This window comes from Candidatus Venteria ishoeyi, from assembly GCF_030378065.1.
Lineage (GTDB): Bacteria > Pseudomonadota > Gammaproteobacteria > Beggiatoales > Beggiatoaceae > Venteria > Venteria ishoeyi.
On the sequence record NZ_JAUCGJ010000025.1, the window covers coordinates 35,817 to 62,222 of the forward strand.

The following is a 26,406-nucleotide window of genomic DNA, read 5'->3' on the forward strand; positions in this document are numbered from 1 at the left end:
GCAATATTATTGTTACCAGATTATTACTTAGATTGATACTACGCAGTTGTCATTTTTGCGTAACACCTGCCACTTAATTAAAGTAACTTTTTGTCAGATTATAACCGTGCTCATGTGCTTGATGCAATGCGGCATCGGCATTAGCAATCAAGGTATTTAAAGTATGGCGATCACCATTGTTCTGCCAGGTCAGACCAATCGTTGCAGTGATGGCGATACCTTCCGGGCGTAATGATTGTAATTCCTGGCGCAAAGATTCAGCCAGGGTGATGGTTTTCTGTTGGGCAATATTAGCAATAATCAAGGTAAATTTCTTACCCCCACCAAAACGCGCAACAACCGCAAGCTTGTCTTGAAAGCGTGTGGTCAGGAAATTTCCAACAATGTGTAAAATATGATCCCCTATCAAATGCCCATGTTCCTCATTAATCTGTTCCAGATGATCAACATCAACCATCATCAGACAAATATTGGTATGTTTTTGAATAAAATCCGGGCCATCGCTGAATAAATATTCTTTATTTTTGGTACCGGTTAAGGCATCAGTGGTTGCCAGTTGGAACATATCTTTGGAATAACGTTGCAAGACATTGTATTGATGTTTAATCAGTAATAAGGATTTAATCCGCGCCATCAATACTTCTTCAATCACCGGTTTTGTAATAAAGTCATTGGCACCGGCATGAAAAATATCAGCCTGACAATCTTCATTATCCTGTACGGTGACAACTAACACGGGTAATTCTTGACGGGACTTGTGCAGTTGCGTGCGAATGGCGTAAAGCAAATCCCCCCCCGTCATTTGCCCGGACAGAAAAAAATCGGTAAAGACTACGTCAAAATTATTATCATCTTGCGGATCAGCACCTTCAAGCAATGCCAAGGCTTCTTCTGCGCTGCTTAAATGGGTAATCTGCAAGCCATGGTTTTGCATCAGCATTTTGGTATTGGTTGCAGTACTGGGGCTGTCTTCGACATACAGCACTTTACCGACCAGACCGGCATGGCGTTGAATAATATCTTTAATAAACTCAACCAGTCGACGATAGCCTAGCGACTTATTAAAATAATCGGTAACACCAGCAGAAAAACCTTCACGTAATAAACGGGTATCGGCATCACTGGAAACGACAATAACCGGGGTTAAATGTTGTTTATCACTTTTACGAATTTCATGACATAAGTCCAGACCATCCAACCCCGGCAGCAACAGCGCGGTCGTGATTAAATCAAACTTTTCCCGATTTAGGTATTCCAATGCTTCTTCGGCGCTGCCGCAAGTGACAATATAAATATTCTGCATTTCTTTTTGCAGAATATGCGACAGGATCGAACGCGCGACTTCCGAACGATCCACGATCATGATACGGGCACTGGTTTCTTTGATCGGGGAAGGAATCACAATTAAAGGCTCTGTTATGACAAGATATCCAGATATTCAGGAAAAAAGGATTTGAACGGGTAAATATACCATTTTTTAGGCTGATAGCGTATGACAAAATAAAATATCCATAACTGGTGTTACGCAAAAGCTTCTTTTTCGCAGGTTTGTACTTGCACCCTGCCAAACCTTGTTTGGTGCAAAAAATAGCAACTGTATAACATCAAATCAATAAGATTATTCACTTTATTTGAATATTTATTGCAGATTTATCCTAAAGACATATAGATTTTTTTTGGGAAAGGGTTACACTTGACTTGTGAGCTTTTATCAAGGAGCGAGAATTTTATAACTTCAGCAACCTGGCTGGTTTTTTTCTCCATTTTCTGCGTTCCGAAAACAGTTACATAGCTTGCTATGCGCCTGTTTTCATGCCTTGAAAATGAATAAAAATCCTGCACCCAGTTTCTGTATTTATTTTATCCTCACTCCTAAGTAAATGATGTTACGCACCCCCATTAAGACACAAATAAGGCACAAAAAAATCAAGCTTTTGCGTAACGCCAATAAGTCATTAATTGAGGAGATCGCCATGGCTGAGAGTATTCAACATAAACTGGACAGAATTCGTCCCCCCAGAGTACAGATTACCTATGATGTTGAAACAGGAGGCGCGGAAGAAAAAAAAGAATTGCCTTTTGTTGTAGGTATTTTATCTGACTTATCTGGCAAACCTGAAGAGGCATTGCCGCCACTCAAAGAGCGAAAATTTGTAGAAATTGACAGGGATAACCTCAATGAGGTTATGGACTCCATTGAACCTCGTCTGGCACTGCGCGTCAAAAACCGTCTACTTGAAGACGATGACAGTTGGATGAATGTTGAATTAAAATTTCATCATTTGGATGACTTCCACCCGGCGCAGTTATTACACCAGGTCGAACCCTTGCGTAAACTCTATGAAGCACGGGTACGTTTGACTGATTTACTGGCAAAATTGGATGGCAACGATAACCTGGATGAAATGTTACAGGATATTGTGAATAATACCGATGAATTACAAGAAATTCGTGATCAAGTCGGTGCCGATGATGAACCACAGTCCGATGATGAATAAGAAATAAAGGAGCGAGGAAATGACTGAGGAAATCGAAGTAGAAGGTGGTACTGACAGCAGTTATGATTCAGTCCTAGATAAAATTGTTCATGAAGGCAAGATGGTAAAGGATGAAACTCAAGAATCCCATGCCAAAGACTTGATTGGTGAGTTGGCCAAACAAGTGCTGGAAGGCACAATCACGGTCAGCAATGATAATGTTGCCATGATTAATCAGCGTATTGCCCAGATTGATGCGTTATTAACCAATCAATTAAATGAAATCATGCATCAGGAAGAATTCCAGCAACTGGAAAGCTCCTGGCGCGGTTTAAATTACCTGGTTTCAAAAACTGAAACCGGCACCATGCTGAAATTACGTTTATTAAACGCCAATCGCCAGGAATTACAAAAAGATCTGGAAAAAGCGGTTGAATTTGATCAAAGCCAATTATTCAAGAAAATCTACGAAGAAGAATATGGCACCTTTGGCGGCGCACCTTACAGTACCTTGTTATTTGACTTTGATTTTGGGCGTCATCCTCAGGATGTGGCCTTTCTGGAAAAAGCGGCTGAAGTGGCTGCTGCCGCCCACGCACCTATCATTACCGCTGCCAGTCCGAAACTATTTGATATGGATGAATTCACGGAACTGGCAAATCCCCGCGATCTGGCAAAACAATTTGAAAGTACCGAGCTGATTAAATGGCGTTCATTCCGTGACAGCGAAGACTCACGTTATGTTTCCATGGCACTGCCACGTACTCTCATGCGCCTGCCTTACGGCCCGGAAACCTTGCCTGTTGAAGAATTTTTGTATCAGGAAGATGTTAATGGTCGGGATCACAGCCGCTATTTGTGGGGTAATGCTTCCTGGGCATTAATGACCCGCATTACCGATGCCTTCGCCCAATTTCACTGGTGCGGTGCAATTCGTGGCGTTGAAGGGGGTGGCAAGGTTGAGGGCTTGCCTGCACATACCTTCCCCACCGATGAAGGTGACATTGCTCTGAAATGCCCTACCGAAATTGCCATTACTGATCGGCGGGAAATGGAGCTAAATGAACAGGGCTTTATTACCTTGTGCCATTGCAAAGGCACCGATTATGCCGCATTTTTTGGTGGGCAAACAGTTAACCAGCCCAAGGTGTACGATTCCGATACAGCTAATTCCAATGCGCGTCTTTCTGCAACCTTACCTTATATGCTGGCAGCTTCCCGTTTTGCGCATTATATCAAGGTGATGATGCGTGATAAAATTGGTTCATTTATGACTCAGGAAGAAATTTCCAGTTATCTCAATGGCTGGTTGGGAACTTATGTTCTGGGGCGTGACGATGCGGGGCAACGCCTGAAAGCACAATACCCGCTACGTGACGGGCGTATTGATGTGATGGAAATTCCTGGAAAACCAGGTTATTACACCTCCGTGGTTTTTTTGCGTCCACACTTCCAGTTAGAAGGTTTGTCAGCATCAATTCGTTTGGTTGCCGAATTACCCGGCTAATGGCGATTGTTGAAGGATGACTTTGTGTGCCAGACTGCTTTATTAGTCTGGCAACACTCCATATCAATAATCTTAAGCACATTAAGAGGAAAAAATAATGGCCAGTAATATTTATCTGAAAATTTATCCTACGGGTAAATCCAGTGATTTTTTTCAAGGCAATAGCCAGGACACCAACCATAATGGTCAAATTGAGCTTGATAGCTGGAGCCACAGTTTTGAGCAGCCTGTCAGCGCCGCGACCAAAAGTAGTGAATTAGGCCCTTCTGCGCGTTGTAATCATGAAGCACTGACTTTCAGTAAATTCTACGATAATTCCACTGACAATTTAATGAAAGCCTGCTGGATTGGGCAATGTCTGGATGCTGAATTTTATCTGTATCGCCCATTAGAAGGTGGCCCGGAAGTACTGACTGAAAAGCAAAACCGCTATTTAAAAATTACCACTAAAAATTGTTATCTCAAATCCATGAGTATATCTGGTGAAGCGGAAGAAATTGCAAAAGAGGAACTGACGCTGATATATAACTATATCCAATACGGCTTCAGAGAAATTGATCTGTTCTCCGGTAAGCTGAAAAACGCAACGGAAGCGATTGACTGGTACTGGACAACCAACCTCATCACCTCAACGCCAACACACGAGTAAAACCTGAATTCGGCCCCAGCTTGACAAGCTAGGGCCAAATTCAGATGCAAAGCAGATGAGGTGCTTACATCAGATTCAGGTTACTCATGACTCAAACCCTACAAGATTGCCAACAGGCTTTAGATGAAGCGCAACAGGAAAACCAATACTTAAAAAAGCATCGTGATATTTTTTTAAGTGGTTTAGCCCATGATTTGCGCGCACCTATGGCCTCCCTACTGACCCAGGTGGATGTTTTAAATACGGGTGCTTATGGTTATCTGAATACTGAACAATTACATGCATTGACCAAAATTCGCCAATATGGACAGGATTTACTGGATCTCTGCATAGAAGTCAGTGATTTGGCAAAAGCTGAAGTTGGACAGCTACCATTGACTTTATACGCACTCTCCGTCAATGAATTACAACGCCATGGTCGTCATTTACTCAAAGAGTCGGTACAGAAAAAGCATATTCAATTACAGGCAGAAAACGTCAACCCCGACTTATTTGTACAGGGGGATACGCGCAAGTTGCAACAGATGTTGAATTACCTGTTATTTAATGCGGTTGCTTATACGCCGCCAGATGGTCGGATAGCAATCAATATTCAAGCCAGTGATAACTGGGTGCAATGGTCGATTGAAGATAGTGGGCAGCCTCTTGATATGGCATTATCAGCACAAGATTTTACCCCTTATTTAGTTCTCTCAAGCAATGATATTTATGATACTGAGCATCGTCACAGTGATATGGGCCTGAATCTGGCTAAAAAAATTGCCGATTTGCATGGTGGTAAACTGGAAGCTTTTAACCTGCCACAACAGGGAGTACGTTTCAGCCTGAAATTACCCCGCACCTCACTTGACGAAGTCAAAACAAATGATTTGGTTTTATTTTACTCTACCGATCCAATAATGGCGCAAAGTTACGCCAGTACGCTCAATACCTGCGCCTGTATGATTAAACTGGTATTTAACGCAAGTCTGGTAATTAGCTTGACGCGACAGCTACAACCACAGGTCTTAATTTTTCATATTCCAGAAAATATCACTAAAGCGCAGGAAATTTTCCAGCAACTGAAACAATTAAAGAACAGTCCACGATTAGAGGCAATGCCTGTGATTTTATTGTTATCCAAAGTAATGGACTTACCGGCATTTTTACACAACACAGTCACGGTCTTATCATTACCCGTATCTGATGCAGCACTGTTACAACAGGTAAAACCTTTTCTAAACACATGAAAATCCAGTCACTTGCCCACAAAAAAGTGGCAATCTATGGGTATGGTCGTGAAGGGCAATCCATTTTGCGCGCGATCCGCCAACAATTGCCGTCACAGCCCTTAGCCATCCTTAATGACACAGACTTAGTCGATACCCTGGACGTACCTGACAAGACGGAAGTTTATATCGGTAAAGCCATCACCGAGCAGTTAAAAGTGATGGATGTGGTAATTAAATCTCCGGGTATTCCCGCCTATAAACCGGAAATTCTGGCGGCAAAGGCGCAAGGTGTTGCGTTCACTTCCGCAACCCAACTGTGGTTTGATGAACATCCGCAAGCACAGGTCATTTGTGTAACTGGCACCAAAGGCAAAAGTACCACCAGTAGTTTAATTGCGCATTTACTCCGCGCCAAGGGTGTGCCGGTTGCTTTGGGCGGTAACATTGGCACCCCTTTATTTGACTTGCCAGAAATACCGCAGTCAGGCTATTGGGTGCTTGAGTTATCCAGTTATCAAACCCATGATCTTGCAATAAAGCCAATATTAAATGTTTTACTCAATTTATTTCCTGAGCACCTGGACTGGCATGGTAATATCGAACGTTATTTCCGGGATAAACTGCATTTATTGATACAGTCACCACAAACCCCGGCATTACTGAATTTTACTGATCCCCAAACCCAAGATTTTATGCCAACACTGCAACCGCAGCTTAAAAAGATTGCTTATTTCAATCACAATAGTGGTTTTTATGTCAAAAATGGCATATTAAATAATAAAAAGCAGGGCTTGTTAAGCACAACTGACTGGCATTTACCGGGAGAACATAATTTAATAAACCTGGGAGCAGCACTTTCCACCTTGCAACAGCTAGGCTTTGAATTTAATCGTGATACACTGAAAACAAGTCTGGCAGACTTTCAGCCTCTGGCGCACCGTTTGCGGACATTGGGTCAAAAAGCTGGTCGTCTTTATGTAGACGACAGTATTTCAACAACCCCACAGTCTGCCCAGGCTGCGGTACAAGCCTTTCCAGATTATGCCATTACCTTATTATTAGGGGGCTATGATCGTGGTCTGGAGTGGCATGATGCCGCACATTTTTTTGTTGCACGTCCGGTACAGCGCATCATTACCCTGCCAGAAAATGGACCACGTATTGCTGCCGCCATTCATGCGGCGCAGCAGCAAAACAGCAACCCCAAAAACGATGAGCCTGAGGTTTATGCCGCCACCGATTTAGCCGATGCCATAAAACAAGCCAAGCAACATACCCCCCCAGGCGGTTTAATCTTATTATCCCCAGGCTCCCCCAGTTATGGGACATTTCAAGACTTTAAGGCGCGCGGCAAAGCATTTGCACACTATGCAGGATTTGAGGTGATACAATAAAGGGCATCGTATTTTCAGCCTTGCTGGAGAAAGTAAACGTATATTTGACTCTTAATTGCTGTACCTTATTTTGTGCTAAAAAAACTTATATAGGACCCACGTTAGATAATTCTTATGCCTAAGACAATTTACCAAATAAAAATCAGTCTGCGATATAGCAAGCCACCCATCTGGCGGCGCGTACTATTACCCGCAGCAACCCACCTGGACAAGCTGCACCAAATCATCCAGATCGTCATGGACTGGGAAGGTTATCACCTGCATCATTTTGCAACCCCCGGTCGTGGTTTTAATCGTTTTTTCAGCACGGCTGAAATGATACAAAATGGCATGATGGATGATATGGAAGATGAAAGTCAATTTCAGCTACAGGACTTTCTACGCCAGGAAAAAGATAAACTCGATTATGTTTATGATTTTGGAGATGATTGGGAACATGTCATCATGCTGGAAAAAATCCTGGCAAGCGACCCTAAAATACAATATCCCTGCTGTAGCAGTGGTCGCCGTGCCGCGCCACCGGAAGATATTGGCGGCATTCCCGGATACGAGCACCTGTTAAATGTACTGGAACAGCCCGATCATCCTGAATATGAAGAACTGACAGAATGGCTTGCCGACGATTTTGATCCCAAAGTCTGGGATCAACAAGCACTAAATCAACAATTACATGAACAACGATAAAATATAAACATGTTTCATTGCGTACTCTACGAACCTGAAATTCCGCCGAATACCGGTAACTTAATCCGTCTTTGCGCCAACACCGGTTTCACCCTGCACCTGATTCATCCACTGGGTTTTGAATTGGACAATAAACGCCTCAAGCGCGCTGGGCTGGATTACCGCGAATGGGCGCGGGTACAGGAACATGCATCATTGCAAGCCTTTATGGATACGCTGCAACCACAACGGGTTTTTGCCTGTTCCACGCGCGGGCAACGTACTTATAGTCAGGCCACTTATCAAGCTGGTGATGTTTTTCTCTTTGGCCCGGAAACCCGAGGCCTACCCCAGGCGGTACTGGATACCTTACCCCCGGAACAGGTCATTACTATTCCCATGCAGGCTAATAGTCGCAGTTTGAACCTGTCAAACGCAGCAGCCATTATTTTATTTGAAGCCTGGCGACAGCAGCAGTTCTCAATTTAAAACCATGCTTCAATTGGTGTTATTATATTTTTTACAATCAATAGACTTGTTGCGTGGGTAACTGTCGTAGTGAAAAAAAGTGGGATTGAGGTAAATTTTTTCTGCCTGGATTTTTACCAAAAATGATATACTGCGTTCATTTTTCAGAACATAGCATTCTTTTATGTATCAAACACTTTCATTCCCATTAAATATCTATGCGACATTATTGCAACTGGATAATGTCCCTGTTAAATATCTGCATTTTGGGATTTTTCAATCTGCCGATGAAGATGTTTATACGGCTCAGCAACATTCTACCGAAAAAGTATTGGCACATTTACCAGATTCCCCTGCAAATATATTAGAAATTGGCTTGGGATTGGGGACATTACAAAAAATTCTGCGCAAAAAAGGCTATCAAGTGCAAGGGATGACACCGGATAAAGCACAATATGATATTGCCTTAAATCATATCGGTGAACAAGTAGATATTTATCACCTTCGTTTTGAAGACTTTACCAGTGATACTCTATTTGATGCCATTATTAGTCAAGAGTCATCACAATACATTGATATTGTTGAATTATTACCTAAAGTTAACGCATTGCTCAAAATTGGGGGGAGATTTATCCTGATTGATGAAGTTTCTCTCCAACCGCAACAAGCCGGGGCTATTCCTCTACATAACCCGGCGCATCTTCGTTATTTTGCCCAATGCATGAATTTCAAAGTCCATTTTGAGGAAGATTTAAGCCTCAGCGCACAGTACACAATGGAGTATTTGCAGACAAAACTGGAAAAATATAGAGACAGCATTTTATCATTGATTGATAATAATGAAGCACAGCTGCAGGCTCTGGAAAAAGTTACCCAGCATTATATCGAAAGCTATCGCAATCAATCCTACGGTTATCGCTTGATGGTTTTTACCAAAAAAGCGGGAGCACAAAAACATATTCAATATATAAAGCCCATACATTTTCCTGAATTCCAATCCTTGTTTCAATGCTGTTTTGAACAGCACATTTCTTCATCATTATGGCAATGGAAATATCAGCAGAATACTGCGCATTCCATTGGCTATTGGCAAAATGGGCAATTAATTGGACATTATGGTGGTTTTGTTCGAAATATTTGTTATTTTGGTCAAGAACAACAAGCCATTCAGGTTGGCGACACTATGGTTGCCCACAAAGCACGTAGCAACTTCACAAAAAATGGCATTTTTCATCAGTTAGCACGTATTTTTCAACACAACTTTATTGGCTTTGGAGCACCCTATTTACTGGGATTTGGTTTTCCTAATGCGCGTGTATTTGTGCTGGCAGAGAAACTGGGGCTTTACAAAGAGGTTGGGCGAATGACCCGTCTTTTATGGTCAGCAAAGGCTATGAAACCACATCTTTTCTATAAAATCCGCCCTTTAACAAATGATGATCAAGCTGTTGTTGATACATTATGGCAAAAAATGCGTAAAAATAGTGAGGGTTTTATTATCGGCATTCGTAATTGGCAAAGAATACAATACCGTTATTTACAACACCCTGAAATTTCTTATGAAGTATTAAAAATTTGCCACCGTATCAGCAATAAACCATTGGCTGTTTTTATTCTTAAAAAAGAGATTATTGGAGAAAAGCCACACTATCACTTAATTGATTTTGTTTGCCCACTCAAGGAGATCCCATTAGTATTACGCATGGCAAAATATTTTTCCTGGAAACATAATCACTCTGCCCTTTTTACTTTAATAACTGAAAATATAAGATATTTATTTATGGCTTATCCCTTTATTGAAACTGATCCACAAATCACCATACCACATAGTATTTGTAGTGAGAAACCAACTGTTTCCGATGTGAAAAATAAATGGTGGTTAATGGCAGGTGATAGTGATTTTATGTGATATCAACATCTTATCAAAATGTTACAAATTGAGGTTACTATTTTATGAAAAATCCAGGCTATAATGACTAAATATTAGCTTTTTAAGGAAAAAAACCATGCCATTTAGTCAAAGTTCCCAGCTTTCCAGCATTGTTGGTTTTCTGGAACAATTCCAACCAAAATCTTTATTAGATGTAGGCATTGGCATGGGGCAATATGGTTTTCTTGCCCGTACCAATCTTGAGCACCTGCACCTGTTTGACATTGACGGTGCGCAGGTGCAACAGCGTCCGCGCGAGGATTGGGACGTGCGTATTGATGGCATTAAAGCCTTTGCCACCTACCGCACGCCCGTTCATGACTATGTATACAACCAGATACATTGGGGCAATGCGCTGGATATTTTACCCGGTTTAGCCGATAAACAATACGAACTGGTGATGGCGATTGATATTCTGGAGCACTTTACCACGCAAGAAGGTTTATTGTTTTTGGAGCAACTCAAACGCCTTGCCTCACGCGGCGTTTTAATCAGCACCCCCAAAAATTTCATTCATCAGGAAGTCGAAGCCAATCCTTATGAAAATCACCGTTCACTATGGACCCAGACGCAACTGGCAGAACAGGGATTCAGCCAAATCCTTAATAATGAAGAAAGCTGGATAGCCATTCACCCACTTGATAATGCCTAAGCCGTCGCCTTCAACGCAAACCCGGCGCAATTCTACGGGCGCTAAACCCCGCAAAACTTCCATCTCAGCGTCTGCCACAACCCTGGCAAAGCGCCATCAATGGCTGTTTGTTTTTTTTATTCTGCTGTTATTGGCACTGGTCTGGCGCATCGTCTTTTTGCAAGTCACCAATAAAAGCTTTTTACAGCGTCAAGGGGATGCGCGTTTACTACGCACCATTACCCTGCCTGCACACCGTGGACAGATGCATGATCGCCACGGTCAGGCATTAGCCATCAGCACGCCGGTGGATTCCGTCTGGGTGGACCCGCAACAAGTCATTGAGGCCCAGCAACAATGGCCACAATTAATGGAGTTACTGGGTAAAGACAGCAAGGATTTGGAGCAACTACTGGACACCCGGATGCAGCGCGAATTTGTCTACCTGCAACGGCATTTAAATCCACAACTGGCAGCACAAATTGATGCACTAAATATTCCCGGCGTGTATTTGCAGCGTGAATACCGACGTTATTATCCAGCGGCTGAAGTCACCGCGCATGTATTGGGTTTTACCAATATTGACGATCAGGGTCAGGAAGGGTTGGAACTGGCCTTTGAACAAAACCTGCGGGGGACAACGGGCAAGCGCAGGGTGATGCAGGATCGTAAGGGCCAGGTGATTGCCCGTCTCCAAGAACTGGAAGCCGCGCACGCAGGGCAGGATTTGAATTTGAGCCTGGATCGGCGTTTGGCTTATCTGGCTTACCGCGAATTACGTGATGCTGTTGTGGAAAATCAGGCCAAGGGTGGCTCGGTGGTAATTCTGGATGTGCAAACCGGGGAAGTGCTGGCAATGAGCAATCAACCCGCCTATAACCCCAACAACCGCAATGATCTGGATAGCCAAAAATACCGTAACCGCGCTGTGACAGACCGCTTTGAACCGGGCTCTACCATCAAGCCTTTCACCATTGCCGCTGCGCTGGAAAGTGGCTTGCACACCGCAGACAGTCGTATTCAGACAGGTAACGGCAAGTTTAAAATAGGGCGCTTTAACATCCACGATGGTGGCGCTTACGGCAAAATTGACTTGCGTACAATTTTACGCAAATCCAGCAATGTTGGTGCTGCCAAAGTCGCCTTATCCCTGCCTGGAGAAACCCTGTGGAACCTATTTTATTATGCGGGCTTTGGCAGCAGCACCGGCAGTATTTTTCCCGGTGAAACGCCGGGGCATTTGCCTTATTTTGCCGACTGGAACCGGGTGGATCAAGCCAGCCTGGGGTTTGGTTATGGCTTAAGCGTCAGCCTGCTGCAACTGGCGCGCGCTTACGCTGCCATTGCTAATCAAGGCCGCCTGCCTGTGATCAACTTTCTCGCACAAAACAGCAAATCTTCCGCGCCACAATCGCGGCTAATCATGCAATCGGAAACCGCGCAGGAACTGATGACGATGCTGGAAGCCGTGGTATCCCCGCAGGGCACAGGCAAACGCGCCATACTTGAGCATTACCGGGTTGCGGGAAAAACCGGAACTGCGCGCAAAACCAATCACAGCGGTTATGTTGAAGATCGTTACCGGGCTTTATTTGTCGGCATAGCCCCGGCTTCACAACCAAAAATCGTCATTGCCATTATGCTGGATGAACCGGGGGGCAAACACTATTATGGCGGACAAATTGCTGCGCCAGTTTTTGCCAAAATTGCAAAAACGGCATTGTACTGGTTGAATGTGCCAGCAGATAAAATTAAATAATCAAATAATCAAATAATTAGGATTTACTCAAAAACTCATAACCTATTTTGAGTTTTCCAGCATGAGTCACCTGCTATTCTGTAAGCTTATTTTGTTCGGAACCCGTGACAGCGCGAGGTGTTGCCTCTGCTCGAATTCCCTTAAGCTTTCGGCAGGGTAACACCGGTTTGCCCCTGGTATTTACCATGCCGGTCTTTATAAGACGTTTCACATACCTCATCCGCACCTAAAAACAGCATCTGTGCAACACCTTCTCCGGCATAAATTTTAGCTGGCAATGGCGTGGTGTTGGAGAACTCCAGTGTCACATGCCCTTCCCATTCAGGTTCCAGCGGGGTGACGTTGACGATAATGCCACAACGCGCATAAGTGCTTTTGCCCAAACAAATGGTCAAAATATCGCGGGGAATCTTAAAATATTCAATGGTGCGCGCCAGGGCAAAAGAGTTGGGAGGAATGAGGCAGACATCAGATGTCACACTGACAAAACTGGCTTCATCAAAATCCTTGGGATCAACAATGGTGGAGTTGATATTGGTAAACACCCGGAACTCATTGGCACAACGCACGTCGTAACCATAGCTGGAAGTACCGTAAGAAATCATTTGTCCATGCTGGTTGGTTTTAACCTGTCCTGCTTCAAAGGGGGTAATCATGTCCTGTTGCAAGGCCCTCTGGCGTATCCAGCGGTCAGATTTGATACTCATAATTAATTGAACTCAAGGTAAGGAGTGAGAATTTTATAACTTCAGCAACTTGGCTGGTCTTTTTCTCCATTTTCTGCGTTGTGAAAATAGTTACATAGCTTGCTATGCGCCTGTTTTCACGCCTTGAAAATGAATAAAAATCCTGCGCCCAGTTTCTGCATTTATTTCATCCTCACTCCTAAGGTTTTTGTAAGTATTCAGTCCCCCGTAGGGATAACACCCCTTCAAGGGGTGTTATCCCTTTAACCGCTCAAGGGAAGTGAACAATTACAGTTTTTTTAAGGATAGCGCAACCCAATGCACTATTAAATGTTAGGGGAGAGTATAGCGTGTCCATCTAAACTCAATACTTTTGTTGCTTTTCAATGCTGTATTGATCTTTGCGCATCTGCTTACGACTGCGTTTCCAGCTTCTTTCACCCAGACTTTCCGACATTTCTTCATTCTGGGTACTCTGCCGTTCTAATTTAGGCGCTGCGTAAACCTTGCCCTGCTGTTTAAGATATTCCGCATTTTTTTGCAGCAGACCGCGCGCGCCCTGAACATCACCAGCATCGCGCAGACGCACAGCTTCTTTACTCGATTCCAGCGCCACCTGCTCGGTAACGGCAATCATGACTTCACGGTTTGCGCTGGCTTTAACATGAGATTCTGAATCACTGTATTGAATAAGCACTTCAGATTGTAACTGGCGTTTACGTTGTGCCTGCATATCCAGGTAATTGACTTCAACATTTGCCAGTTTCAGACTTTGCTGCGCCTCGCCTGTCGGTACCTGCAATTCCAACAGAATATATTTTTCCTGACCATCATAAAGCTGACTCAGGCGCACGTCTGCTTGCTGGCCTTGGACGCTGCCTTCCCGACCCAATAAACGCAGGGGTTTTACCCCTGGCTGACAGCGGATAAGCACTTCCACCTGTTGCGCAACCACGGACAGTACATCACCAAATTCCTGTTCAAAAATACGGGTCAAATCGTTAGTGTTTTCAACAAAGGCATGATTGCCATCACTTTTACGGGCCAGTTGTACCATCAAGTCTTCATTATAATCCAGCCCCAAACCCAGGGTCGTCACCGCAATGCCATCCTGCCCCAGTTCCATACCCAGTTGCCCTAAAGCTGCCGGGGTTTGCGGCCCGACATTCGCCAGCCCATCCGACAATAAAATCACCCGATTCACGCGTTTGGCTTCAAGAAACTTACGCACTTCTGCCGCGCCTTTGCTGACACCGGCATACAAGGCCGTCGAACCGCCAGGACGAATTTTGGCGATGTCTGTGGCAATACGATCCTTATCGGTCAATTTAGTGGCAGGTACCAGCACGGATTCCGAACTGGCATAGGTGACAACAGCAAAAATATCTTTAGCCTGCAAATAATCCAGTACCCGGGTGGCGGCTTCTCTGGCTTGTTGTATCTTACTGCCGGACATGGAGCCAGAGCGATCTAATACCAGCGCCACGTTGACTGGCGCGCGCACCCGCGTACTTTCCATTGGCAAACCATTTAAGCTGATTTTAAGGTATACCGTGCGTGGCGCACCAGCCAACACAGCCTCACTGCCTGGTTCGGCAATCAATTTAACCTGATGCGCGCTCAGCGACAGACTCACAAAAAACACACAACAGGCAATAATAGTTTGTAATACGGTTTTCATCACAAGCTCCTCTTATTTTAACTGATGTTATGTAACGCTATTTGCTCTGGTGATCGAACCCTGCTTATTTTCAAGCTGGCACTAACGCCAACCATGTAATTGAAACCAACCCGCGCGGTTATACACATCACGGGAATAATCACGTCCTGTGGTTTTGCAATCCAGGTCTTTACCTGCTGAAATACAACTGTAAGTTGCCGTTGGCCCGGCATTATAAGCGGCAATCGTGGCTTGCATCATTTGCTGGCTGGGTACGCCTTTACGTTGAAAAAATAATTTGGCACGATTAAGCACTTCTGCGGCATATAACAGGTTTGCGCGCGGGTCTTGCCAGTTACCCGTACGGGCAAATTCATTCCAATCATAATCAATTTGCATTAAACCGCGCCCATAACCGCCACCGTCATTGGGAATCAGGCCGGTACGCACGCCACGCGGCTTGCGTTTGGCAAAATCACCACGTCCACCGGGGTTGGGTGGCTTTAAGGCTAATCCCCAATGCGATTCACGAGAGCCAATGCCACAGATCACTGAGGGTGGCACTGAAGCTTTACGCGCTGCTTCTTCAATATAACGGCGATAACCATTGGCTTTTTCCAGTTGGCGCAGCATGGTGGCATTATTTTTGTTTAAGCGGGTTGCAAAGCGTTGTTGTCCACCGGGACGCGAAGTGCCGGGGCGTGAAGCAGAGCCACCAGGGCCAGCCGTAATACTGCCACCCGACTGGGCATGTTGATCCTGACGATGACCAAACAGAAAATCCCAAAAACCCATGTTTATTCTCCTTCGCCCTTTAAAGTGTATTGTGAATACTTTTGCATAACGTCAAAGTTTAAGATAATAGCATTATCCCGTGATTAAACAACAGCAGCAATAAGTCAGCAATCTTGTAACATGGCATATCAGAGCTTCATGTTTAATAAAAATCTGGAAGATTTTTATTAATGATGCAACTGATAAGGATTACCCCATTCCGTGGTGTACTGAATTTCAAACTCAATACTGGCAGCGGCTAATTGCTGTTCTAATGGCAGGGGAATCAACTCAGCGGCAACATCTTGAATATCATCGATCAAACCATCAATTTCAGTATTAGACAGCATTAAGGATTTTTCAATATCACCCAGCAAGGCATTTGCACTTTCTGCCGGGTGTTGATCGCCATTGGTGTCCACCATTGCTTCAATCTTGATCAACAATGTGCGAATGGTGCCGCCATAGGTATTACGCTCACGTTTTTCAGCCAGTTCCCAAACCGCAATAGCCGGTGTGATATTTTGTTCAATAATGGGAATACAACGGTAAACATGGCCCCCGCCAATCTCATTCAAATACCCATTGCTCAGGGTAATCGTTTCCAATTGTGAAATAATACGGCTGATAATCTGCTCTCTAACGGTTTTCATCGGTTTATCCAAAAAGTCTGAATCCAGATTAGGTTAAAATAGCATTGATGAAATAGCAACAAGCGCTTGACGCTGCCTTGGATAATTGCAACACTGCATAAGCTGAGTTCGATGCAAGCCAGTATTAGTTAAGATATGGCTAAAAACTGCTTCCACTTCACACCAAATTATTGATTAGGATGAATTGATTATGAAAATTGTGAACCACCGTCTTTATCATGATGATGATACGCCTTATCCTTATCAGGAAACGCCGAATAAAAGTGGCGAAATGATACCACGTTTTCTGGTGATGCATTACACCGCAGGCTCTGGTGCTGAGCAATCTGTAAAATGGCTGCTGCAACGCAGAGCACGCGCTTCCGCGCATATCGTCCTGGGACGCGATGGCAGTATTACACAGTTAGCCCCCTTTAATATTGCCTCCTGGCACGCAGGTGTCAGTAACTGGAAAGGCATAAAAGGTTTAAATCAACATTCAATTGGTATTGAACTGGATAATGCCGGCCCCTTAACCCGAACGGCTGAAGGTGACTGGGTGGCTTGGTTTGGTGATCAATATGCCAGCGAAGATGTGATTGAAGCCATACATAAAAACCGTTCAACCCTGCAAGGCTGGCAGTTATATACCCGCATTCAACTGGAAACCGCGCTGGAATTATCAGAAACCCTGATCCGTGAATATAACCTGGAAGATATTGTCGGTCATGAAGATATTGCGCCAAGGCGCAAAACCGATCCAGGTCCGGCCTTCCCTATGGAAACCTTCCGCTCGCATTTGTATGGTCGCCCGGATATGACGAATGAGGAAATACTGTACGAAACCACCGTTAATCTGAATATTCGCAGCGGCCCCGGTTCTACATTCCCCATGCTGGAAGGCAGCCCCCTGCCACAGGGTACGCGACTGGATTTACTGGAGCAGGAAGGTAACTGGTTGCAGGTGGATGTGTTAGATGAAGTCAATGGCATGATGGATCTGGAAGGCTGGGTACATGCCCGTTATGTTCGCCAGATTCAGCGTTAAGTTTTAACTTAAAGCAGATAGCGCACAACAAGACTTTTTGCAGGGCAACTATCACTTGGAAACTGGTTTTGATCATTACCCGCTATTTTTACCGCGAAATCCTCAATAGCATTGCCGCCTTATTATTGGTATTGATACTGATTTACCTCAGTCATCGTTTTATCATGTTTCTGAACGAAGCAGGTAAAGGCAACCTGCCTGTAGAATATATTGCGCAACTGTTAGCGTTAAAAGTCTTATGGGCATTGATATTATTAATTCCCTTAACCACCTTTCTGGCAGTTTTACTGACCCTGGGGCGTTTGTATAACGACAGCGAAATGGCAGCGATGTTTGCCTGTGGGGTGGGCATTCCCTGGATTTTACGGCGCGTGGTGGTACTGGCTTTATTACTCGCAATTCCTGTGAGTGCTATCAGTTTGTTTGTCGCCCCCTGGTCGCGCCAGCAGGAGGGGCACATCCGCTATGAAATTCGCCAATTATCCGATATTGCCGGACTGGCTGCCGGGCGTTTTCAAAGTTTTGATGACGGGCGCGGCGTGTTTTATATCGAATCTTATAATAAACAACACCAGGCTATGCACAATGTATTTGTATCTTTAGATCGTGGCAATAAAAATATTCTGCTAACTTCAGAAAAAGCCTATCCACTATTGGAAGAAGAGAGTCAGGCGCATTACATTGTCATGTTTAACGGTTATCGTTATGATCTATTACCAGGCACCGCACAAGCCCGTTTAACCCATTTTGATCAGCACGCGGTATTGATTAATCCACCGCCAGTAGAGCAAAATTATGATTTCCGCGCCGCTGCCACCCACGTCTTGCTCAGCACCGATCATCCTAAAGCCATGGCAGAACTGCAAAGCCGTTTATCCGCACCTTTAACCTTGCTATTACTGGCGATACTGGCGGTGTTAATGTCGCATACTGCGCCCCGCCAGGGACGTTATGCAAAAATTTTCAGTGCGATTTTGATTTATTTTATTTATAACAACTTGCAGGAAGTCTCCAGAAAATGGGTGGAACAGGAAATACTGCCGACATGGATAGGCATCTGGTGGGTACATGCCGCAATGCTACTGGTTATCAGTGCGCTCTGGCTACGCCATAAGAAGCGCATTCATTAAGCTGACTCAGACATGGTTATTTCCAGAACTTCAAGCAGCGCTTGCAAGGCGGGCATTCCCAATCTGGAGATTGGGAACGAGGTAACTCAGTTTTGGCAAAACTTGCTGTGATGGCAAAACCGTAAACCGTAAACCGTAAACCGTAAACCGTAAACCGTAAACCGTAAACCGTAAACCGTAAACCGTAAACCGTAAACCGAAACCATATATGACAACACATAACAACGACAACAAAGCACACAAGACACAAAAACAAGCTGCAACTGAAACCCCGTTAATTTCAGTCATTATTCGCACCAAAAACCGTCTGCATTTATTACAAGATGCCCTTAATAGTGTTGCAGAACAGACGCACCCTACAGTGGAAGCCGTTGTCATTAATGATGGCGGGCAAAATGTGGATGCAGTTGTTGAACCATTTCAATCTAAAATTATCCAGGGTACACAACTGATTCAATTCCCCCAGTCACAAGGTCGTTCTCAGGCAGCCAATGCGGGTATTAATGCCGCCAGAGGCGACTGGATTGCATTTCTGGATGATGACGACACGCTGGAAGCCGATGCCCTGGCGCATCTGGCGCAATTTATCAGCTGGGATAAGGATTTTATTTATGGCCAGGTTGCGGCCATAAAAATGCTGTCGGCAGAAATGACAGAAGACAAAACCTATCAAGAATTGGGGCGTTTTGCAGAAAATTATGACGGTGACCGCCTGTTATTAAGTAATTATATTCCCATTTGCGCTTATATTTGCCGCCGCGATCAGGCATTGGTATGTGGTGGTTTTGATGCAGAATTTGAATTATTGGAAGACTGGGATTTTTTGGTGCGGCTGACTGCAAAAGCCAGTGTGTATTATACACCGCATTTAATTGCCTATTACCGAATCTGGGGTGAGTCCTATATTAATAAAAAGAAGCAGCCTCTAGAGCAAGGTTATCGTTTAAAGTTCTTTCAGAAACACTTAAAACGCTTTTCCCCAGAAGCACTGGCTTACGCTTCAGCAGCTTTTATCGCCTGGAAGGACGAGACGATTGATAAGCTACACGAAAATAATAATAAAATTCAGTGTCAATTTCAGGAACACCTTAATGCGACACAACAAGCATTGGAAACCTGTGAACAAGCAAGACAGCATTGCCAGGAAAACCTGGAGGAACATGTACAGCTTGATGCTGCTGTCAGCGCACAAAGCAGTAAAATCTGGCAAAACCGCAGCAATGAGTTATTAACCCGTAGCGCCCTGCATACCGCATTTTCGCCTGCGCAGTCTTTGAATCTGGCTGAATATGGCTGGATACCCTTAACCCGGGGCCTCGCCGGACATGACAGTAAAATTATAGAAACCACGCCCGCTTATGCAGAAATTGAATTCCCGCTGCCGCTGGTTGAGCATAAAACCCTGTCCTGGGAACTGCACTGGATAGATACCACGCCAGCTAATGCCCTGCTATTTAAGTTCGCCACTTACCAACGCGACAATCATTGCACCTTGCATCTGCGCTTAAAACCCAGAGAAACCAGCAATAAAACCGTTAGCGCAAGCTTACAAGGCATCCAGGCTAAAGATTTTTATTACGCAGTCTTTAATTTAGATGGCCCTTTGGAAAAAGGCCTGTATGACTGTGAACTCAGCGTAGAGAACACTGACAATAACAATCAATTATTAGGGCTGTGGCTGACCAGTAATCACCAGCGCCAAGGTGGCATCAGCGTACCCAATTATCATTATGCCGAACCGCAGGCTACAGACTTGCAGGCGATTTGGGACAAGCTGGAAATTCATCCACGCTTCAGTATCTTAATGCCCTGTTATAACCCAACACCTGTGCATTTACGCGCTTGTATCGACTCGGTAATCAACCAGCGCTATCCTTATTGGGAACTGTGTATCGCGGATGATGCTTCAACCAATCCTGAAATCTGCGAAATATTACAAACTTATCAGAACGATTATCCCGAGCAAATCAAAGTGGTTTGTAAAGCGGAAAATGAACATATTTCTGCCACCACCAATGCCGCTTTGGAAGTTGCCAATGGGGATTTTGTTGCACTGTTAGATCATGATGATTTGCTCACGACAGATGCGCTGCTGGAAGCTGCCAAGACCTTAAACACCCACCCGCAAGCAGAACTCATCTACTCCGATGAAGACAAATGGGATGAGGATAAGGGCTGTTATGATGAGCCGTATTTTAAGCCGGACTGGGCACCGGAAATACTGAAAGCGCAAATGGTCATCGGTCATCTTGGCGTGTATCAAACACAGCGGGTCAGAGACATCGGCGGCTTTCGTCTGGGCGTGGAAGGCAGTCAGGACTGGGATTTAGCCTTACGTTTTACTGAAAACCTGAATCCTGAAAAAATTCAACATATTGCCAAAATTTTGTATCACTGGCGCAAACATGATGCCTCCACAGCAGGCAATATCAATCAGAAAAATTATGCCATTAAAGCGGGTCTGCGCATGGTACAAGAAGCGCTGGATAGAGAAGATGAAAATGGTCAGGCAGAATTTGTGCCGCACACCAACCTGATTATGGTGCGCTACCCCGTGCCAGAAGCGCAACAGCCTATGGTCAGCATCATCATTCCCAATAAAGATAAAAGTGAATTATTACAGCCCTGTCTGGAATCCATCACCCGTAATAATCGTTATGCCCATTGGGAAGTGATTATTGTCGATAATGGCAGTACCGAAAAAGCCACCTTTAAGCTGTATCGCAAACACCAGAAGCGCCTGGGCCAACAATTGCGCATACTGCATGAACCGGGTACCTTTAACTTCTCCTATCTGGTTAATCAAGGCGTGGCAAAAGCCAAGGGAGAAATGATTTTATTGCTCAACAACGATACCGAAATCATTTCACCGTCAAACTGGCTGGAAGAAATGGTCGGTTACGCGCAGCGCAAAGATGTCGGCTGCGTGGGCTGTAAGCTGTTGTATGAAGATGATACCGTACAACACGGTGGCATTATTGCCGGTGTCGGCGGCGTTGCAGGGCATAGTCATCTATTTCGCACCCTGCAAGACCCCGGTTACATGGGGCGATTATGGTTTGTCGCTAACTGTACCGGCGTCACCGCAGCCTGTCTGATGGTGAAACGCAGCCTGTGGGATGAGGTTAACGGTTTTGATGAAAACCTGGCAGTCGCGTTTAATGATGTTGATTTTAACTTTAAGGTCATGGATGCTGGATACCGCAACCTGGTATTACCACAAGTCTTATTTTATCATTATGAATCCAAAAGCCGGGGACTGGAAGATACCCCCAAAAAGCAACAACGTTTTGCGTTGGAGATTGAAACCATGTTAACGCGCTGGAAATCCAGCTACATTGGTCACGATCCCTATTACAGCCCACACCTGAATCAAGGTCGCGGCGATTTTTCCATAGACAAGGATTCTGTGTATTATTGCCAGGACAATGCTGAGATATTACCGTAGAGACATAGCGCTGCTACGTCTCTAAGATTGGAACCTATTTAATGTCTAACCCGATTGAAAAATTGATTCAGCAAAGCACCCGTGCCAAGGACGTTGAATTTGATTATGCGCTGCAATCACTCTGGAGCGGCTATGGCAGCATAGACCGTTATCAATTAACGGGTTCGCAGTATCCCAGCGTTATTGTCAAACACGTTCGTCTGCCGGATAAAAAGAACCACCCCAGAGGCTGGAATACTGATTTATCCCACCAGCGCAAACTGAAATCCTATCAGGTGGAAACGCATTGGTACGAACATTACGCCAGACATTGTGACAATAATTGCCGTATACCGCAGGTACTCAACATTAAACATCATGGCAATGAGATTGTCATGATTATGGAAGACCTGGATGCCAGTGGTTTTCCCTTGCGCAAACAAAGTATTGGCTTGGCGGAAATGAAACTGTGTTTAAGATGGCTGGCTTTTTTCCATGCCCGCTTTATGCAGCAAAAGCCCAAGGGACTGTGGTCTATTGGTACTTATTGGCATCTGGACACGCGCCCGGATGAATTAAAAGCCATGCCCGATAATGATCTTAAGCGTCATGCGGCTAAAATTGATCAACTATTAAACGCCACACCTTATAAAACCCTGGTTCACGGCGATGCCAAATTGGCTAATTTTTGCTTTTCGTCTTCAGGTGAAGCGGTTGCCGCCGTTGATTTTCAATATGTCGGTGGCGGTAATGGCATGAAAGACGTTGCTTATTTCATCAGCAGTTGTCTGGATGAAAATGAATGCGAAGCTTACGAAGCAAGCCTGCTTGACATCTATTTTGATTTTTTAAAACAAGCCTTGCAGCAATATCAACCCGCCATTGATACCGCTCAAGTTGAAGAAAGCTGGCGTGCGGCTTATCCGCTGGCCTGGACAGATTTTTTCCGCTTTTTACAGGGCTGGAGTCCCGGTCACTGGAAAATTCATCGTTACAGCAGCCAGATAGCCAAACAGGTCATTCAATCGCTATGCTGATGGAACTCGAAGCCTTATGTGATCTCGCCATTAAAGCGGCGTATCTGGCTGGCGAGGTGATTAATCAATATCGCTCATCCGAATTTGAAGTCGGGCATAAACAGGTGGGTGACAGCACGGCTTCTCAGATTGTCACGGAAGTGGATCGTAAGGCCCAGCAAGTCATTATAGAAACCTTGGCACCGAGTTTGGAAGCCCATAATCTGGCGCTTCTGGCAGAAGAATCGACCGATGATCGGCAACGTTTTGAAAAACCCGCCTTCTGGTGCATTGATCCCCTGGACGGTACGCTGGCCTTCGTGGAAAAACAACCCGGCTTTTCCGTATCAATTGCTTTAGTCAGTCAGACAGGAGAACCCTTGATCGGTGTGGTTTATGACCCGCTGCAAAAAGATTTGTATCACGCGATTAAAAATCGGGGTGCATTTATTAACGCCAAAGCCCTCATATTGCCTGCATTGGATAAAAACGCCCCTTTGCTATTAACGACCGACCGAAGTTTTAACCAGCACCCCTGGCTAAGCCAAACCCGGCAAGGTTTGGAACAGATTGCTGAAAAGTCAGGTCTGCCGGGAGCCGGAATAGCATTTAAAGTTGGCGCAGTGATGAATGCCTGCACCATTTTGCGCCAGCCCAATTATTGTTATTTTAAGTATCCCCGCGCAGGCCATAGCGGCGGCAGTGTATGGGACTATGCGGCAACGGCATGTTTATTTCATGAAGCGGGCGGCATCGCCACGGATATTTATGGCAAAACCCTGGATTTAAACCGCCGCGAAAGCACCTTTATAAATCATAAAGGCTTGCTTTATACAGCGGATAAAACATTGGCTGAACAGCTTATAATACTCAATCACCAACTTGAATCATCACCCGCTTAGGTGAAAGTATATGTCTCAAATAATTCATGGCGGATGACGGCTGCGCCTTATCCGCCTTACTATCGAGAATTAAAAACATGCCTTTAGTCTTTGTCTTGTTCATAATTTTATTCGCATTCAGTGCCAGCAGCCACGCCGATGCCGATACCTTTAGAATCCAGACCGCAAAACAACATGTAGCATTATACGGTTTCACCCGCGCTGCCCGTACCATGCCCTTAATTAGCGAAGTCTCGGGCAAGGTACTCAAGGTAAACAGCGACATTGGCGAAGCAATTCCTGAATCCGGGATTTTTACCTGTCTGGATGATACGTTTACCCAGTTGGATAAGCAGGCCAATCAAATTGAGCAAAAACGTTTGCGCACTGATGTTGCTTATTATCAAAAAGAAACCCAGCGTCAGCAGAAACTGATTAAAAGAAAAAGCACTTCACAATCTGATTTGGATGCCATGCAGCGTTTACTGACGAACACCCGACAACAACTGAAAGTCTTAAAAATTGAACAAAAACGTCTACAAGAGCGTTTATCACGGTTTTGCATCCAGGCACCCACCGGATGGCGAGTGATTTCACGTCACATTGAGCCGGGACAATGGGTGAGCACTGGGCAAACACTGGCAACGATTGGTGATTTTCAGCGCTTACACATTCCCTTGCTGCTCAGCCCTCAGGAACTGGCTGCTTTGCAACAACAGGCACAAATTCAGGTCACCTTAGCGGATGTGCGGCAAGGTTTGGTTCAGGCAAAAATTGCGCATATCGCACCAGATTTTGATGAGCAAACCCGGAAAACCCGGGTAGAACTGGTACTGAGCGAATCTTTAGCGGTGTCGCGTGGCGGTTTGCGGGTGCATTTGCAGTTAGAACTGGATGACCACAGCAAAGCGTTTGTGGTGCCAGACAGCGCCCTGCAAACCCGTTATGACACCAGTATGCTGCAACGGGAAAATGGTCAAACCGTGTCGGTTGTTATTTTAGGGCAGGGCGCAGTAACGAATACATCACGTATAGTTTCCCCGGAAATTCATGCTGGAGACGTGTTTATGCGGGAATAAGCTGCATTTGGTGTCATGCCTGTTTTGTGAATGCTAAGCCACATATGGTTTAAAATTTTGCCTCCAGCAAAAATTTTAATTTTTTATCTGCATCCCCGACACCATTTGCGGCACGGGTTTATTAACGATTCTGTCTTCTGCGTTTAAGCCTGACAATACCATCACTTCATTAGCGCCCTGGGTTTCCCCCAGTTGCAGCAGGTTCAGCTCCACCCGGTTTTCTGCATCAACCACAAACACCATCGGCATCCCGCCTTTATACACAATTGCGCTGGCTGGAACAAACAATTGCGCCATTTTAGGCGTGTTAGGGTCAGCAATGCGCACTTCCGCGTAAATACCAGCCGCCGTTTGTATATCCGCTGGCAGGTTAAATTTCATATGCAGGGTATGGCGATCCGGGTCAGCCATCGGAAAGATGGTGGCAACGGTAATGGGAATCCATTGCTGCTCAGTATCCAGTCTGGCTTCCAGATGGTCGCCTTTGCGGATATTTTTACTCAACCGGGTGGGTACATCGGCAACGATTTGCAGTTGCGACATCTGGGCAAATTCCAGCAGAGGCTGACCGGGTTGTACGGTGTCGCCAATTTCCACAAACTTTTTGATAATGGTACCATCAAATGGAGCCAAAGCGCGGCTGTCGCGCAGCTTTTCATCAATCTGACTGATGCGTGACCGCGCCTGAATCAAAGTCTGACGTGCCTGCTCAATGCGGGTACCGCTGGCATAAATATCCGCACCATATTCCGCACCTGGCTGGCGGGTACCCATCGCGCTGGACATGGGGTTAACAAATATTTGATCAAACATGTTCGGCAAGCCCATCCCCCCCGGCGCGTTGCTGACATTTGGCGATGCCAGTTGCCGCTGGTATTGCACGCCAGCATTGCGTAGCGCCGCATCTGCGCTGACCCACTCGGCATAAGCCGAATTCCGTTGCGCTCGCAGATCTTCGTTGTTTAAGGTCAATAAAACCTCATTGCGCGGAAAATTATCCCCTTCTTCCCCCGCCAGGTTTTGAATGCGTCCTGGCAATTCCGCTGCCAGCGTCACCGATTTTAAGGGTACGACAGTCCCGCCCACCGGCACCCCGTGATCAACGCTATGTTGGCTGACCGTAATAATTTGATTATGCTCGGTATCAGCAAATGCCATCCCGGCATACAACAGAGATAGCGAGAAAATCCAGTAAGGTATATTGATAAGTTTAAACATGATTTCCCCCCGTTTACTGCATTTTATGTACGATGGTAGTGAATAACATTAATCTCTAAAAGTATAGGGGAAACCCCATGACAGAGAAACCCGTCCACCAGGATAAGCCATAATGCTGTATGCCAGCTATCCAATTATTTTGCTTGATTGCCAAACTTCTTATTAA

At 45.1% G+C, this 26,406-nt stretch carries 22 protein-coding genes; 16 read left to right on the top strand and 6 right to left on the bottom strand.

Annotated elements, in window-relative coordinates; all coding sequences use genetic code 11:
- Positions 1-73: 73 nt before the first annotated feature.
- Complete coding sequence (locus QUF61_RS10110; protein ID WP_289681531.1) at positions 74-1,402, bottom strand: response regulator; 1,329 nt, start codon at positions 1,400-1,402, stop codon at positions 74-76.
- Positions 1,403-1,973: 571 nt separating this feature from the next.
- Between QUF61_RS10110 and tssB the strand changes: the two genes are divergently transcribed.
- From tssB to QUF61_RS10160, 10 genes are all read left to right on the top strand, one after another.
- Positions 1,974-2,498, top strand: coding sequence for a type VI secretion system contractile sheath small subunit (tssB, locus tag QUF61_RS10115; RefSeq protein ID WP_103921968.1), 525 nt, complete (start codon positions 1,974-1,976; stop codon positions 2,496-2,498).
- A 19-nt stretch (positions 2,499-2,517) separates the two neighbouring features.
- A complete protein-coding gene (tssC, locus tag QUF61_RS10120) occupies positions 2,518-3,984 on the top strand; it encodes a type VI secretion system contractile sheath large subunit (RefSeq protein WP_289681533.1) in 1,467 nt (488 codons plus the stop codon).
- Positions 3,985-4,081: 97 nt separating this feature from the next.
- The gene (locus QUF61_RS10125) at positions 4,082-4,633 is read left to right on the top strand and encodes an Hcp family type VI secretion system effector (protein ID WP_103921970.1); all 552 of its coding nucleotides are present in this window, start codon (positions 4,082-4,084) and stop codon (positions 4,631-4,633) included.
- A gap of 86 nt (positions 4,634-4,719) precedes the next feature.
- Complete coding sequence (locus QUF61_RS10130; RefSeq protein ID WP_289681534.1) at positions 4,720-5,862, top strand: sensor histidine kinase; 1,143 nt, start codon at positions 4,720-4,722, stop codon at positions 5,860-5,862.
- Positions 5,859-7,238: a UDP-N-acetylmuramoyl-L-alanine--D-glutamate ligase gene (gene murD, locus QUF61_RS10135; protein ID WP_289681535.1), complete on the top strand. Its 1,380-nt coding sequence runs from the start codon at positions 5,859-5,861 to the stop codon at positions 7,236-7,238. Before QUF61_RS10130 ends, murD begins: the two co-directional genes overlap by 4 nt.
- Positions 7,239-7,352: 114 nt before the next feature.
- Entirely contained in the window at positions 7,353-7,922 is a 570-nt protein-coding gene (locus QUF61_RS10140) for a plasmid pRiA4b ORF-3 family protein (protein ID WP_289681536.1), read from the top strand.
- Positions 7,923-7,931: 9 nt separating this feature from the next.
- Positions 7,932-8,390 (top strand): tRNA (uridine(34)/cytosine(34)/5-carboxymethylaminomethyluridine(34)-2'-O)-methyltransferase TrmL, encoded by a 459-nt coding sequence (trmL, locus tag QUF61_RS10145; RefSeq protein WP_103921974.1) that lies wholly within the window; start codon positions 7,932-7,934, stop codon positions 8,388-8,390.
- Positions 8,391-8,553: 163 nt separating this feature from the next.
- Positions 8,554-10,278: an SAM-dependent methyltransferase gene (locus QUF61_RS10150; RefSeq protein ID WP_289681537.1), complete on the top strand. Its 1,725-nt coding sequence runs from the start codon at positions 8,554-8,556 to the stop codon at positions 10,276-10,278.
- A 97-nt stretch (positions 10,279-10,375) separates the two neighbouring features.
- Positions 10,376-10,951: a class I SAM-dependent methyltransferase gene (locus QUF61_RS10155; RefSeq protein WP_289681538.1), complete on the top strand. Its 576-nt coding sequence runs from the start codon at positions 10,376-10,378 to the stop codon at positions 10,949-10,951.
- A complete protein-coding gene (locus tag QUF61_RS10160) occupies positions 10,944-12,689 on the top strand; it encodes a peptidoglycan D,D-transpeptidase FtsI family protein (RefSeq protein WP_289681539.1) in 1,746 nt (581 codons plus the stop codon). Before QUF61_RS10155 ends, QUF61_RS10160 begins: the two co-directional genes overlap by 8 nt.
- Positions 12,690-12,829: 140 nt before the next feature.
- Here the strand turns inward: QUF61_RS10160 and dcd are convergent, their stop codons facing one another.
- From dcd to QUF61_RS10180, 4 genes are all read right to left on the bottom strand, one after another.
- Positions 12,830-13,396 (bottom strand): dCTP deaminase, encoded by a 567-nt coding sequence (gene dcd / locus QUF61_RS10165; protein WP_103921980.1) that lies wholly within the window; start codon positions 13,394-13,396, stop codon positions 12,830-12,832.
- Positions 13,397-13,739: 343 nt separating this feature from the next.
- A complete protein-coding gene (locus tag QUF61_RS10170; RefSeq protein ID WP_289681540.1) occupies positions 13,740-15,056 on the bottom strand; it encodes a vWA domain-containing protein in 1,317 nt (438 codons plus the stop codon).
- Between the two features lie 81 nt (positions 15,057-15,137).
- Complete coding sequence (locus QUF61_RS10175; RefSeq protein WP_103921982.1) at positions 15,138-15,830, bottom strand: transglycosylase SLT domain-containing protein; 693 nt, start codon at positions 15,828-15,830, stop codon at positions 15,138-15,140.
- Between the two features lie 167 nt (positions 15,831-15,997).
- A complete protein-coding gene (locus QUF61_RS10180) occupies positions 15,998-16,462 on the bottom strand; it encodes a hypothetical protein (protein WP_146066872.1) in 465 nt (154 codons plus the stop codon).
- Positions 16,463-16,652: 190 nt separating this feature from the next.
- Between QUF61_RS10180 and QUF61_RS10185 the strand changes: the two genes are divergently transcribed.
- From QUF61_RS10185 to QUF61_RS10210, 6 genes are all read left to right on the top strand, one after another.
- Positions 16,653-17,489: an N-acetylmuramoyl-L-alanine amidase gene (locus tag QUF61_RS10185; RefSeq protein WP_289681542.1), complete on the top strand. Its 837-nt coding sequence runs from the start codon at positions 16,653-16,655 to the stop codon at positions 17,487-17,489.
- A gap of 68 nt (positions 17,490-17,557) precedes the next feature.
- Positions 17,558-18,619 (top strand): LPS export ABC transporter permease LptF, encoded by a 1,062-nt coding sequence (gene lptF, locus QUF61_RS10190; RefSeq protein WP_289681543.1) that lies wholly within the window; start codon positions 17,558-17,560, stop codon positions 18,617-18,619.
- 208 nt (positions 18,620-18,827) lie between these two features.
- The gene (locus QUF61_RS10195) at positions 18,828-22,067 is read left to right on the top strand and encodes a glycosyltransferase (RefSeq protein WP_289681544.1); all 3,240 of its coding nucleotides are present in this window, start codon (positions 18,828-18,830) and stop codon (positions 22,065-22,067) included.
- 41 nt (positions 22,068-22,108) lie between these two features.
- Positions 22,109-23,083: an oxidoreductase family protein gene (locus tag QUF61_RS10200; RefSeq protein WP_289681545.1), complete on the top strand. Its 975-nt coding sequence runs from the start codon at positions 22,109-22,111 to the stop codon at positions 23,081-23,083.
- Complete coding sequence (locus QUF61_RS10205) at positions 23,077-23,964, top strand: 3'(2'),5'-bisphosphate nucleotidase CysQ family protein (protein WP_289681546.1); 888 nt, start codon at positions 23,077-23,079, stop codon at positions 23,962-23,964. Before QUF61_RS10200 ends, QUF61_RS10205 begins: the two co-directional genes overlap by 7 nt.
- A 77-nt stretch (positions 23,965-24,041) precedes the next feature.
- A complete protein-coding gene (locus tag QUF61_RS10210; protein WP_289681547.1) occupies positions 24,042-25,022 on the top strand; it encodes an efflux RND transporter periplasmic adaptor subunit in 981 nt (326 codons plus the stop codon).
- Between the two features lie 75 nt (positions 25,023-25,097).
- Here the strand turns inward: QUF61_RS10210 and QUF61_RS10215 are convergent, their stop codons facing one another.
- Positions 25,098-26,240 (bottom strand): efflux RND transporter periplasmic adaptor subunit, encoded by a 1,143-nt coding sequence (locus QUF61_RS10215; protein ID WP_103921990.1) that lies wholly within the window; start codon positions 26,238-26,240, stop codon positions 25,098-25,100.
- Between the last annotated feature and the right edge of the window lie 166 nt (positions 26,241-26,406).

Excerpts from the sequence above, each read along its gene's own strand:
- QUF61_RS10125 (WP_103921970.1), top strand. The coding sequence starts at position 4,082 with ATGGCCAGTAATATTTATCTGAAAATTTATCCTACGGGTAAATCCAGT.
- murD (WP_289681535.1), top strand. The coding sequence starts at position 5,859 with ATGAAAATCCAGTCACTTGCCCACAAAAAAGTGGCAATCTATGGGTAT.
- QUF61_RS10140 (WP_289681536.1), top strand. The coding sequence starts at position 7,353 with ATGCCTAAGACAATTTACCAAATAAAAATCAGTCTGCGATATAGCAAG.
- QUF61_RS10160 (WP_289681539.1), top strand. The coding sequence starts at position 10,944 with ATGCCTAAGCCGTCGCCTTCAACGCAAACCCGGCGCAATTCTACGGGC.
- trmL (WP_103921974.1), top strand. The coding sequence starts at position 7,932 with ATGTTTCATTGCGTACTCTACGAACCTGAAATTCCGCCGAATACCGGT.
- QUF61_RS10180 (WP_146066872.1), bottom strand. The coding sequence starts at position 16,462 with ATGAAAACCGTTAGAGAGCAGATTATCAGCCGTATTATTTCACAATTG.
- QUF61_RS10205 (WP_289681546.1), top strand. The coding sequence starts at position 23,077 with ATGCTGATGGAACTCGAAGCCTTATGTGATCTCGCCATTAAAGCGGCG.
- QUF61_RS10170 (WP_289681540.1), bottom strand. The coding sequence starts at position 15,056 with ATGAAAACCGTATTACAAACTATTATTGCCTGTTGTGTGTTTTTTGTG.
- QUF61_RS10200 (WP_289681545.1), top strand. The coding sequence starts at position 22,109 with ATGTCTAACCCGATTGAAAAATTGATTCAGCAAAGCACCCGTGCCAAG.
- dcd (WP_103921980.1), bottom strand. The coding sequence starts at position 13,396 with ATGAGTATCAAATCTGACCGCTGGATACGCCAGAGGGCCTTGCAACAG.
- QUF61_RS10150 (WP_289681537.1), top strand. The coding sequence starts at position 8,554 with ATGTATCAAACACTTTCATTCCCATTAAATATCTATGCGACATTATTG.
- tssB (WP_103921968.1), top strand. The coding sequence starts at position 1,974 with ATGGCTGAGAGTATTCAACATAAACTGGACAGAATTCGTCCCCCCAGA.
- QUF61_RS10195 (WP_289681544.1), top strand. The coding sequence starts at position 18,828 with ATGACAACACATAACAACGACAACAAAGCACACAAGACACAAAAACAA.
- QUF61_RS10185 (WP_289681542.1), top strand. The coding sequence starts at position 16,653 with ATGAAAATTGTGAACCACCGTCTTTATCATGATGATGATACGCCTTAT.
- tssC (WP_289681533.1), top strand. The coding sequence starts at position 2,518 with ATGACTGAGGAAATCGAAGTAGAAGGTGGTACTGACAGCAGTTATGAT.
- QUF61_RS10215 (WP_103921990.1), bottom strand. The coding sequence starts at position 26,240 with ATGTTTAAACTTATCAATATACCTTACTGGATTTTCTCGCTATCTCTG.
- QUF61_RS10210 (WP_289681547.1), top strand. The coding sequence starts at position 24,042 with ATGCCTTTAGTCTTTGTCTTGTTCATAATTTTATTCGCATTCAGTGCC.
- QUF61_RS10175 (WP_103921982.1), bottom strand. The coding sequence starts at position 15,830 with ATGGGTTTTTGGGATTTTCTGTTTGGTCATCGTCAGGATCAACATGCC.
- QUF61_RS10155 (WP_289681538.1), top strand. The coding sequence starts at position 10,376 with ATGCCATTTAGTCAAAGTTCCCAGCTTTCCAGCATTGTTGGTTTTCTG.
- QUF61_RS10130 (WP_289681534.1), top strand. The coding sequence starts at position 4,720 with ATGACTCAAACCCTACAAGATTGCCAACAGGCTTTAGATGAAGCGCAA.